The sequence below is a fragment of the Lactobacillus isalae genome, assembly GCF_947539375.1.
GTDB classification, from domain to species: Bacteria; Bacillota; Bacilli; order Lactobacillales; family Lactobacillaceae; genus Lactobacillus; species Lactobacillus isalae.
In genome coordinates this window covers 2,041,461-2,053,502 of the sequence record NZ_OX443569.1, presented here as the reverse complement: position 1 = coordinate 2,053,502, position 12,042 = coordinate 2,041,461, and the positions used below count along the sequence as shown (strand labels likewise).

12 protein-coding genes are annotated in these 12,042 nt (G+C 35.5%); 2 read left to right on the top strand and 10 right to left on the bottom strand.

Going from position 1 to position 12,042, the window contains the following annotated elements; translation table 11 throughout:
• Position 1: 1 nt before the first annotated feature.
• The gene (pth, locus tag QM512_RS09875; protein WP_282805499.1) at positions 2-559 is read right to left on the bottom strand and encodes an aminoacyl-tRNA hydrolase; all 558 of its coding nucleotides are present in this window, start codon (positions 557-559) and stop codon (positions 2-4) included.
• Between the two features lie 184 nt (positions 560-743).
• On the opposite strand from pth, the gene QM512_RS09870 reads away from it, so the two are divergent.
• Complete coding sequence (locus QM512_RS09870; RefSeq protein ID WP_004898900.1) at positions 744-1,715, top strand: L-lactate dehydrogenase; 972 nt, start codon at positions 744-746, stop codon at positions 1,713-1,715.
• A 145-nt stretch (positions 1,716-1,860) separates the two neighbouring features.
• Positions 1,861-2,541 carry a cyclic di-AMP binding protein CbpA gene (gene cbpA / locus QM512_RS09865; RefSeq protein WP_282805498.1) on the top strand — a complete coding sequence of 227 codons (681 nt, stop codon included), beginning with the start codon at positions 1,861-1,863 and terminating at the stop codon, positions 2,539-2,541.
• Positions 2,542-2,603: 62 nt separating this feature from the next.
• On the opposite strand, the gene alr is transcribed toward cbpA, so the two are convergent.
• The 9 genes from alr to trpX form a co-directional block, all read right to left on the bottom strand.
• Positions 2,604-3,734 carry an alanine racemase gene (gene alr, locus QM512_RS09860; protein ID WP_282805497.1) on the bottom strand — a complete coding sequence of 377 codons (1,131 nt, stop codon included), beginning with the start codon at positions 3,732-3,734 and terminating at the stop codon, positions 2,604-2,606.
• Positions 3,734-4,093 (bottom strand): holo-ACP synthase, encoded by a 360-nt coding sequence (acpS, locus tag QM512_RS09855; RefSeq protein WP_282805496.1) that lies wholly within the window; start codon positions 4,091-4,093, stop codon positions 3,734-3,736. The genes alr and acpS overlap by 1 nt, the downstream gene beginning before the upstream one ends.
• 73 nt (positions 4,094-4,166) lie before the next feature.
• A complete protein-coding gene (locus QM512_RS09850; protein WP_282805495.1) occupies positions 4,167-5,624 on the bottom strand; it encodes a DEAD/DEAH box helicase in 1,458 nt (485 codons plus the stop codon).
• A 15-nt stretch (positions 5,625-5,639) separates the two neighbouring features.
• Positions 5,640-7,007 carry a UDP-N-acetylmuramoyl-tripeptide--D-alanyl-D-alanine ligase gene (locus QM512_RS09845; protein ID WP_282805494.1) on the bottom strand — a complete coding sequence of 456 codons (1,368 nt, stop codon included), beginning with the start codon at positions 7,005-7,007 and terminating at the stop codon, positions 5,640-5,642.
• A gap of 162 nt (positions 7,008-7,169) precedes the next feature.
• On the bottom strand, positions 7,170-7,421 hold the full coding sequence (locus QM512_RS09840) for a type B 50S ribosomal protein L31 (RefSeq protein WP_282805493.1): 252 nt from the start codon (positions 7,419-7,421) through the stop codon (positions 7,170-7,172).
• 117 nt (positions 7,422-7,538) lie between these two features.
• A complete protein-coding gene (locus tag QM512_RS09835) occupies positions 7,539-9,152 on the bottom strand; it encodes an APC family permease (RefSeq protein ID WP_282805492.1) in 1,614 nt (537 codons plus the stop codon).
• 91 nt (positions 9,153-9,243) lie between these two features.
• Entirely contained in the window at positions 9,244-10,008 is a 765-nt protein-coding gene (locus tag QM512_RS09830) for an ABC transporter ATP-binding protein (protein ID WP_282805491.1), read from the bottom strand.
• Positions 10,001-10,900 carry an ABC transporter permease gene (locus QM512_RS09825; RefSeq protein WP_282805490.1) on the bottom strand — a complete coding sequence of 300 codons (900 nt, stop codon included), beginning with the start codon at positions 10,898-10,900 and terminating at the stop codon, positions 10,001-10,003. Before QM512_RS09825 ends, QM512_RS09830 begins: the two co-directional genes overlap by 8 nt.
• Positions 10,897-11,889, bottom strand: coding sequence for a tryptophan ABC transporter substrate-binding protein (gene trpX, locus QM512_RS09820; RefSeq protein WP_282805489.1), 993 nt, complete (start codon positions 11,887-11,889; stop codon positions 10,897-10,899). The genes QM512_RS09825 and trpX overlap by 4 nt, the downstream gene beginning before the upstream one ends.
• Between the last annotated feature and the right edge of the window lie 153 nt (positions 11,890-12,042).

Below are 12,042 nucleotides of genomic sequence, written 5' to 3'. Positions count from 1 at the left end.
TCTAATTATACTGATTCATTAAATATTGGGCATCTTTCCCTTTAATAAAATCATCAATGACATTTTCACTTACTTCAAAAGCTTTATCCATTAACTTTTGTTGTTCATCATTAAAAGGACTTAATACCCAAGAAACAACACTTTCTTTTTGCGGATGACGGATTCCAATCTTTAAACGATTAAAATTATTTGTTCCTAAACAAGCCATAATGCTCTTAATTCCATTATGACCGCCCGATTTTCCATTTGCACGAATTCTAATCTTTCCAATTGGCATATCCATGTCATCATGAATAACTAAAATATCTTCAGGCGCAATCTTAAAGAAATTAGCAACTTGCGCAATCGACTTTCCTGAATCATTCATAAAAGTTTGAGGTTCAAGGAAAATTACATCTTCGCCGTTAATCTTTTGCTTTGTCCATAATCCCTCAAACTTATCCTTATCTAAATCTAAACTATTTTCTTTTAAATAGTGATCTAACGCCATAAAACCAGTATTATGCTTGGTCTGATCATATTTTTTACCTGGATTACCTAAACCAGCGATTAACTTCATTCTTTTTCATCCTCTTTAATAAATATTTAATTATGTATATCCTTGTTGCTCTTGAGATTATAGCACAGGCTTACTTACAAATAATTAATTAGATCTTTAAATTTATATTTTTAATTTTTAAATTCCAATATGATATAATCTTTATTGTTAAATAAATCACTAATATGGAAGGAAGTATTAGCAAATGTCAGAAGAAAAAATTCATAAGATTATTCTTGTTGGTGACGGTGCTGTAGGTTCTACTTACGCATTCTCATTAGTTCAACAAGGTATCGCCCAAGAATTAGGTATCGTTGATATCGTTAAAGAAAGAACTCAAGGTGATGCTATTGACTTAGCAGACGCAACTCCTTGGATCGCACCAAAGACTATTTACTCTGCAGAATACTCAGACGCAAAAGACGCTGACTTAGTAGTTATTTCTGCTGGTGCTCCACAAAAACCAGGTGAAACTCGTCTTGACCTTGTTAACAAGAACTTAAAGATTTTATCTTCAATCGTTGAACCAATCGTTGAATCTGGCTTCAATGGTATTTTCTTAGTTGCTGCTAACCCAGTTGACATCTTAACTCACGCAACTTGGAGAATGTCAGGTTTCCCTAAGGATCGTGTTATCGGTTCAGGTACTTCACTTGATACTGGTCGTCTTCAAAAAGTTATCGGTGAAATGGAACACGTTGACCCACGTTCAGTTAACGCATACATGCTTGGTGAACACGGTGATACTGAATTCCCAGTATGGAGCTACAACAATGTTGGTGGCGTAAAAGTTAGCGACTGGGTAAAGGCTCACCCAGAAGTTGGTGAAAACAAGCTTGAAGCAATCCACAAGGAAGTTGCTGACATGGCTTACGATATTATTAACAAGAAGGGTGCTACTTTCTACGGTATCGGTACTGCTTTAGCATTCATTACTAAGGCTATCTTGAACAATGAACACAGAGTTCTTCCACTTTCAGTACCTATGGACGGTGAATACGGCTTACACGACATTCACATTGGTACTCCAGCAGTTGTTGGTCGTCACGGTTTGGAACAAGTTATTGAAATGCCATTAAACGCTGACGAACAAGCTAAGATGGAAGCTTCTGCAAAGCAATTGAAAGAAGTTATGGACAAGGCCTTCAAAGAAACTGGCGTAAAAGTTCGTCAATAATTAAGACTTTTCCTATCCAAAAAGCATTCACATTGTGTGTGGATGCTTTTTTCTTTTTCAAATTAAAGTTGTTTAATCAGACTTTAATTTTTATATAAAACTATGGTATAATGGCTTGTAAATTTCAGATGTATGGAGGCAAATCATGCTAATTAAATCTCTTGTTTATAAAAAAGACTACTTAACTACAGTCAACGAAAAAGCTACTCTTGCCGAAGCATTAAAAATCTTAGAAGACTCTGGCTTTCGTTGTGTTCCTATTTTAGACGATACAGGTACTATTTTCCGTGGGAACATTTATAAAATGCACATCTACCGTCATAAGTCTCAAGGCGGAGATATGAATCTTCCTGTAACTTATCTACTTAAAAACGCTACTAAAACTATCAAAGTAAATTCACCATTTTTCCGTGTATTCTTTAACATTAAAGACCTCCCATACATCGCTGTATTGGATGAAGAAAACCACTTCTATGGAATTTTAACTCACGCTCGTTTATTAGACATGCTTTCTGATGCCTGGAATATTAAAAATGGTTCTTATGTTTTGACTATTCTTTCAGATAACGATCGTGGTAACTTAGTTAAAATGGCTAAGATTATTTCTAAATACAGTAATATTGCTGGGTGTTTAACTCTAGATGTTAAAACTGGAGAACTAGTACGTCGTAATCTTTTCACCCTTCCAATTGGTGTTTCTCGCGAAACTATGACTGCAATTGTAAATCGTCTTGAAAAGAAAGGATTTGTTGTTGCCGAGATTGAAGATCTTCAATCTGGTTTAACAATCCGCAGTGCAGAACAACCTGGTGAATTAAAAGATTAATTCTAATCAATAAAAAGCTCGATTAACCAATCAATCTGGTTAATCGAGCTTTTCTTTTTATTTTAATCTTCGTAATATACACGTGGTAAGCGATCGTTTAACAAACAAGCAACTTCATAGTGAATAGTATCAACGTAATCTGCGGCAGCTTTAATATTATTTGGATCATTTGGATTATCAGAAATAATCACAACCTTAGTCCCTATTGGCATTTTCTTAGGCATTTCAACCATAAATTGATCCATACAAATGCGGCCAACAATTGGACAGTATGTATCTCCTACTTTAACTTTAAAGCCTTGGAATTTTCTAATAAAACCATCTGCATAGCCAACTGGAACAGTTCCAATAACGGTATCCTTATCTGCTACAAAGGTTGAGCCATAACCAACACCGTCTCCGGGATGAATTGTCTTAACATGCGTTAATTCACTTTCAAACGATAATGCTGGATCCAACTCAATATTTGATGTTAAATCAGGTGAACTAGGATTAGAAGAAGGGTTTAGGCCATAGATTCCTATTCCAAAACGAACCAAATCACTCTTAATTCCATCATGAAAAATACTTGCTGCAGTATTATCAACATGGATCCACTTTGGCTTTACAGTAAGTAAACTCTTCATGTGATTAAATTTCTCGCATTGATGCTTAAAGTAAGTCTCATCATTACTGTCGGCAGAAGCAAAATGAGCAAACATCCCTTCAATAAAGAAGTGATCATTATTCTCTAAAAATTCATTAGCAGCAATGAAATCTTCATCTTCATTGAATCCGATTCTACCCATTCCTGAATCTACACCTATATGAATCTTCAATTGTAAGTTAGACTCTTCTAAATATTTTTCTGCTTCTTTAAGCCACTCTAAGTTTGGCACAGTCAAAGAAACATCATTCACAGCAGCAATTGGAGCATATTCGGGAGAAACTACACCTAGAACCAAAATTGGTTTTGTAATATCTGCGTGTCTTAACTCTAAGGCTTCATCTAAAATTGCAACACAAAAACCAGCCACTCCAACTTTATCCGCTACTTTAGCCACTTCAACTGCACCATGGCCATAACCGTTGGCTTTCACAACTGCAAGCATCTTTTGTCCAGACTCAAGATGCTTCATTTCGTTTTCAAGATTTCTCTTAATTGCGCCCAAGTTAACCTTTACTACAGCTGGGCGATGAATACCTGGAACCATTATTTTAATTCCTCCAAAACTACAAATGTTATAATCTCATGATCATCATGTGTGATACTAGGAAAAATATTTCCAGAAAATTTAGTTGACGTCATTACTGGATGTCCTAAATCGTCCCATAATGTTTCAATATCTTGAAAACCAATATATTTACCTAGACCAGTCCCCATTGCCTTGGAAAAAGATTCTTTTAATGAAAAACGTCCACCAAGATATTCCACTTTTCGTTTTCCTTTTAATTGTTGATATTGGGCAAATTCCTCAGGAGTTAAAACTCTTTTGGCAAATTTATCACCTTTTTCAACAATCTTTTTCATGCGTTCAACTTCGACTGAGTCAATACCTACGCCTCTAATCATTATTTTTACCTCACACATTGATACATTATATTACAAAAAAGAGCTGTAGCAACTACAGCTCTTGATTAAAAAACTAGTCTTTTTTCTTAATTACAAAATCATGCTTTCTACCACCACGACGAGCATTTGGCTTACGGTGATATCTTTCATTACGATCTCCGCCACGTTTAAAATTACGTTTGAAATGATGGTTATTATTACCATGTTTTGATTTAAATGGTAGTGGCTTTTCAGGTGTAATCTTAACCTTTACACTTTCAGCATCTTTAGACAAATTCTTTAACAATGCAGCAACTAAATCAACTGCTGAATAATCATCAAGAAGTTGAGATGCTTCTTCAGTATATTTAGAAAGATCACCATCTAATAATTCAGCCACCTTCTTGTTGGCTGCACTTAATTGTCCCTTAAATGCTTCTTCATCTGTTGGTGGTTTAAGTGGCATCATCTTTTTATGCGTTAATTGTTCAATAGTACGCATATAGCCAATTTCATTTGGTGTAACAAAAGTTACAGACATTCCATTTTGCCCAGCACGTCCAGTTCTACCAATGCGATGAACATAAGAATCTGGATCTTGTGGAATATCATAATTGTAAACATGACTAACTCCTGAAATATCTAATCCACGAGCAGCTACATCTGTTGCTACTAAGATATCCAATTTACCCTTACGGAATCTCTTCAAAACGCTCATTCTTTTAGCTTGAGAAAGATCACCATGAATTCCAGCAGCATTATAGCCACGTGCCTGCAAGCCACGTGTTAGTTCGTCAACGCGTCTCTTGGTTCTTCCAAAAATAACAGCTAGATCAGGATTTTGAACATCAATCAAGCGACACAAAATGTCAAACTTTTCATTTTCTTTTGCTCTTACAAAATATTGATCAATTAAATTAGCTGTTAATTCTTTTCCCTTAATTTTTACAATTTCAGGATCATTCATAAACTTTTCGCCAATTCGTAAAATCGGTTTTGGCATTGTTGCAGAGAAAAGCAGGGTTTGATGTTTACTTGAAGCATAATTTAAAATACTTTCAATATCTTGAATAAATCCCATATCAAGCATTTCATCGGCTTCATCTAAAACAATTGTTTTTACTTTAGAAATATCAATTGTTCCACGTTTCAAGTGATCAAGTAAACGTCCTGGAGTTCCTACTAAGATTGCTGGAGTTTGCTTTAAAGCACGAATCTGGCGGCGAATATCTGCTCCACCATAGACTACTTGAACACGAGCCTTTTCATCACGGCCCAAACGGAACAATTCTTCTTGTGTTTGAATAGCTAGCTCACGAGTAGGCTCAATGATAATAGCTTGAATTGAGTCATGTTGCTTATCTAAATTTTGTAAAATTGGCAAACCAAAAGCAGCAGTTTTACCAGTACCTGTTTGTGCTTGACCAATTACATCTTTTCCCTCTAAAACTAATGGAATAGTCTTTTCTTGAATTGGTGTAGCTTCTTCAAAACCTGAGCGCTTAATTGCTTTCAAAATCTCAGGTTTTAAGTTCATTTCAGAAAATTTCAAAAATATAATTCCTTCCTACATTAGACGGTCTAAAACCTTTTCTAAATGCATTCCATGTGATCCTTTTAGCATTACAATATCAGTTGGCTTAATATCATTCTTTAAGTCATCAATCATATGGTTCATTTCATCTTGTGGATAATAGTGCAAATTAGCTGCTTGATACTTATCAACAAGTGCATTGTATAAGTTCTTCATTTCTGGACCGTATAAATATAATTCGTTAATAATTGCTGGATCTAAGGCATCTGCAAGTGAAGCGTGAAGATCTGCAGACTCGTCCCCAAGTTCTAACATATCGCCTAGAACTGCGATTCTACGACCACCATCTTCAACCATTACTTGACCAAATGATGTCGTAACTGCCTTGACAGCAGTTGGGTTTGAGTTATAGACATCATCCATAATTGCTTCGCCTACATCTCCCTTTTTCCACTGCATTCTATTTGCAGTTGGGGTAAAGTTAGCTAAAGCTTGGGCAATTTGGTCATCATTTTCACCAAAATGACGTCCCACACTAATTGCTGCAAGAGCATTTGAGACATTATGCTTACCAATCATTGGAATCTTAAATTGCTTCTTTGAATCATTAACTTCAAAAGTAGCATGATGCATATAAGACCTAAATGTAGTCGCAAAAATGGTGTCTTCTTCTCTAAAGCCAAAGGTACTCTTATCTTGCTTAATCTTAGCTGCACGCTCTTCTAATAAAGGTTCATCCCCATTATAAATAAACTTACCGTCTTCCTTTAAGAAGTCAGTAATTTCCATCTTAGCGTCTGCGATTTTATCTCTAGTACCAAAGAATTCGATGTGAGCTTCACCAATCATGGTAATTACACAAACGTCAGGTCTTACCAATTCACTTAAATGATGTAATTGTCCAGGACGATCCATCCCCATCTCAAGTACTACAATTTCAGTAGATGGCTTCATCTCTAAAATCGTGACTGGTACACCAATTTCATTATTAAAATTAGCCTGTGTCTTATGAACGTTAAATCTCTTAGATAAAACAGCCGCAACCATATCCTTAGTTGTAGTCTTCCCATTTGATCCAGTAATTCCCACAACAGTTGGATTAACTTTACCCAAGTAATATTTAGCCAAAGCTTGAAGTGCAGTTAAGGGGTCATCTACCTCAATAACTGGTACATCTGTCGGCTTTCCTTCGTGACCTTTTTTCCACAGGGTTGCTTCTGCTCCATTTGCCATTGCATTAGATACAAAATCATGTCCATCCCTTGCTCCAGCTAAGGGAATAAACAAAGAATTGGGAGTTGCTTTTCTTGAGTCAAAAACCACAGATGTGATGACCTTATCTTCTCCCATATTAACCGAACTATTTAATGCTTTAGCGATCTCAGCAAGTTGCATTTTCATAATATATAAATTACTCCTACTTAAAATTGCATGTAACCCTATTATACTTACTTCTACTTGTAAGAAAAAGGTCACGTGCATATCATTAAGAATTATACCACGTTAAGCATGAAAAAAGAGCAGTCCAAAGTGGGCTGCTCTTTTGGTAAAAACCAAGAATTATTAGTTCTTTGAAGACATACCGTACTTCTTGTTGAATTTTTCGATACGACCATCTGCTTGTGCAAACTTTTGCTTGCCAGTGTAGAATGGGTGAGAATCTGAAGAAACTTCAACACGAACTAATGGATAAGTCTTACCTTCGAATTCAATTGTTTCTTCTGGCTTTAAAGTAGAACCAGCTACGAACTTAGCACCAGTTGCTGAGTCCATGAAAACAACTTCTTGGTAATCTGGATGAATCCCTTTTCTCATTGTTTAATACTCCTTTGCCATGACCAATATTTCAGATCATAGATTATTTTACGACTAGTTAAGAATAGCACCTTTCAAACTATAATTCAAGCTATTTTCTAGTAGGGCCATTAATTCCTACTCATCTTCAAGCTTAATTTTTTCATTTACTTTTATAGCAGCAGGATCAATTTCTTTTAGACCAGTATCAATTGCAAGTTTGTAGAAAATTAATGAAGCAATTACAATTACTAAAAAGTCCCATGGGTATGCAATCCAATTTTGGCCCCCAAAACCATCGCTTCCGCAATAAGACATAATTGAAATAAACACTAAATATCCTAAAAGCCAGGCAGCATGCTTAAACTGTGATTTGAAATTTCTTTTTTGATATCTAATTTCATAATAGAAATAAACCGGAATTCCTAAAACAATTACAAAAATAACTTGAATAGTTGTTGGCCACATTGTCCAGTAAATAGCTAAACTAGTCAAGACAAAGGTAAGTGGCGCAAACCATTTCATATACGCAGGCTTATAAGGTCTTTCTAAGTTCGGTGCTATCTTTCTCAATGTGATCGTTGTAACTGGTCCAGTTAAATAAGCAATCAAAGTTGCACACGCAATAACTGTTGCTAATAAATTCCAATTTCTAAAAACACTAACTAAAATCGTTGCCAAAATTAGATCAGCAATCATCGCAAACCGAGGTACCAAATAACGACGATTAAGTCTACCTAGCCACGCTGGTAAATGTTTAGTATGCGTCATTGCTGCTAGTGCTCTAGAAGCAGTCGCAACAAAAGCTACTCCTGTTCCAAATGGAGAGACAAATGCATCCATATAAAGCAAAATTACTAGCCAATTAATTCCCAAAAGAATTGCAATATCTGCAAATGGAGAAGCGAAATTAACCCCATGCCATGAATTTTTAGCCAGCATTGCTGGATCTATCGCCCCGATAAAGGCTACTTGGAGCAAAATATAAATTGCTGCTGTTATAAACATAGAGATTAAAACACCACGTACGATATTTTTACGGGGATTTTTTAATTCTCCCCCAATGTTAATAACAGTCTGAAAGGCATCATAAGACATAATAATTCCTGCGCCTGATACTGCTTCAAAAATTGCTCTACTTCCATACGGCATAAAGGTTTGAGCATTATGTCCAAAATTTTCAGGGTGAAAACTTGATGCAAATAGCATAATAACCGTAAGTGTCGGCAGCAATATTTTAAAGACAGAAATCAAGTTAGTAAAGTGCGTCATAATCTTAATTGACCAAAAGTTAATCAGAGTAAAAATAATCATAAACGCAAATACTACTAATAAGCCAGGCGTGGTAATATTTCCATCTTGCATAAAGTGATGCGTCCAATTTGCCCACTTCCACGGCCAAGTACTCATATACTGAACTGCCGCTACAGCTTCCATAGGCACTAAGGTCACTAAAGAAATCCAATTAGCCCAGGCAGCAATAAACCCAAGCATTGGCCCATGGCTATACTGGGCATATTTACTCATGCCCCCACTTTCTGGAAACATAGTTCCTAGTTCAACATAGGTTAAGGCAACAGAAATAATAATAACCGCACCAATTATCCAAGATAAAATAGCTGCTGGGCCTGCAATTCTAGCAGCCGAACCTGCACCAAATAGCCATCCAGATCCAATTAACGAATTAAGTGCTAGCATTATCGCTGAAAACAGGCTTATCTTATGTATTTTATTATTCACAGCTTTTCCCACTCATTCTTTAAACATTAAAAATATACTTAAAACAGTTAAAAATTATTTTAACTAAAAAAACTAGAACCGACAACTAGCTCTAGCTTTCTAATTAATCTTCAAAGTAGTTATAAAGATCACTTACTTTTAAATTTTTCTTCTTTTCTTCATCAATATCTGCCTTAACTTTTCCATCTTTTAAAACTAAAAGTCGATTTCCATATTTTAAAGCATCTTCCATATGGTGCGTAATCATCAAAGCAGTCAACTTATTTTCTTTAATTTGCTTATCCGTTACCGATAATAAGTTTTCACTAGTGTGGGGATCTAAAGCAGCAGTATGTTCATCTAGCAATAAAATGTCAGGTTTCTCAATTGTTGCCATTAAAAAGCTTAAAGCTTGTCTTTGACCACCTGATAGTCCCTCTACAAAGGTGTTTAAGCGATTCTCTAAGCCATTGTTCATAACTGATGCTAGCTTTTTAAAACGTGGTAAATTTTGTTTGAGTTTTCTGATTTTTAAAAATCTTCGTTTACCTCTCTTAGTCGCTAACAGAAGATTTTCTGCTACTGTCATTCTTGGCGCGGTTCCCATCTTAGGATCCTGGAAGACGCGTCCAATAAATTGCGTCCGTTTTTCTTCACTCATCTTAGTAATGTCTTGTCCATTATGAAAAATCGTTCCACTATCAGGTCTTAAACTCCCTGCAATAGTATTAAAGAGTGTAGACTTGCCCGCACCATTAGTTCCAATAATTGTAATAAAATCACCAGCCCTAATTTCTAGATTAATCCCTTTCAAAATAGGAACAATTTCACCATCAGCCGTCTTAACAGTAGTTTTAACATTTCTTAATTCTAAAATTGGCTTAGTCATGCTTCTTCACACCTCTTTCTATCGGCTTTTTCAAATGTACAATTTTTTCTAATTGCGGTAGCATCATGCAGATAGCCAAAACAATAGAAGAAATTAAATTCAAGTCATTAGCTGAAAATCCTAATTGTAAGACTGCTAATAAAATCAAGCGATAAATAATACTTCCTAACGTCACAGCCACTAGTCTTTGATTTAGCGTTAATTCACCAAATGCTACCTCACCAATAATTATTGAAGCTAACGCAATAACAATAGTTCCAATTCCCATGTTGATATCTGCATAACCATTATTTTGTGCAATCAAAGCTCCGCATAAAGCTACGATTCCATTTGAGAGCATTAACCCAATAATTACCATTGAATCCGTATGAATTCCTAATGATTTAGCCATCTTAGGATTATCACCAGTAGCAATAAAAGCTTGACCAAAGTCTGTATTTAAAAAGAAAACTAAAATTATCGTAATAATTGCTACAACTATAATTCCTAAAACCACACTATTGAAATATTGGGGTAGAGATTTTAAAAACTCATTATTAAGTAGCGTCTTTTTACCAATTAACGAAATATTAGAACCACCCATAATTCGTAAATTAATGGAATAGATTGCAGTCATAGTTAAAATTCCGGCAAGTAAAATTGGAATCTTTCCCTTAGTATAAAGCAAGCCAGTCACTAGTCCTGCCGCCATTCCAGCAATTAGTGCTAAGAAAGTAGCTAAATATGGCGAAATTCCATGAGCAAGATTGGCTACAGCAACTGCTGCTCCCAATGGAAATGTTCCCTCAACTGTCATATCAGCGAAATTTAAAATTCTAAATATTAAATATAGTCCTAAACCAAGCAAAGCCCATAATAATCCTTGCCCAATTGCAGATACGATTAAATTCATCTATATACAACTCCATTTCTCTGACACTCTCTCAAGAACTTTTGCGGTACTTGTAAATTCAGTTCTTTTGCTTCTTTTAAGTTAATTACAGGTTCTCCTTTTTTAACTCTCTCTATAGGCAATGAACTGACCTTTTTTCCTTTTAAAAGAGCAACGGTCATTTTTCCAGTCATCTTTCCTAGCTTATACTGGTTAACACTATACGTTGCAAGGCCTCCTTGCTTAACCATAGTTGCAGTAGCTGGAAAAATAGGCTTTTTAGCCGCATTTCCATTTTTAACTAAAGTCTCCATTGCCCCTGCAATTGTGTTATCAGTTGGCACAATTACCGCATCTACCTGACTAAACATTTGCTCTGATACCTGATTAAGATCATTGCTGTTTGCTATTGAGAAAGACTTTAAATTTATCTGTCTTCTTTTACATTCACGTTCAATTTCATGAAAACCACTAACAGCAGAAGAATCACTTGAAGTATAAATTACTCCTAAAGTCTTTAGATTTGGCATAAATTCTTTGATTAAATCTAATTGCTGACTAACGGGAGCTGCATCTGACACACCGGTTATATTCGCTTCAGGATGTCTTAGATTTTTTATTAAGCCACTCGCCTTCGGATCTGTTACTGCACCTAAAACAATAGGCGTTTTACTAGTGGTATTTGCTAAAGCTTGTGCAGCAGGTGTAGTAATCCCAACCAGTACATCAGATTGCTCATCAGTTAATCTCGTAGCCATGGTGCGCAAATTACTTTGGTCATTATTAGCATTTTGATAATCAATTCGAACATTCTTCCCATTCACATAACCAGACGATTTTAATTCTGCCTTGAAGCCTCGATATATTTCGTCAAGAGCTGGGTGATGCATTAAGGTCAAAACGCCAACTTGTGGAATTTTTTTATTAGCTTCTTGCTGATGATTTTCTCCAAAAAAAGCTACTGTCAAAAAAGCTATTAAAATTACTATTAGTCCATACATTCTTTTCATAATTTTTCTCCAAAAAAATAGGAATCTGACTCCATGCAGATCCCTATTGCTTTGATTATAAAAGAAAAGGTCTGCATGTTGTTCCATGCAGACCACAATAAATACACAGCCAGCACAGATACAATCTGAATTCTTCAGGTTGTATCTAGCTAA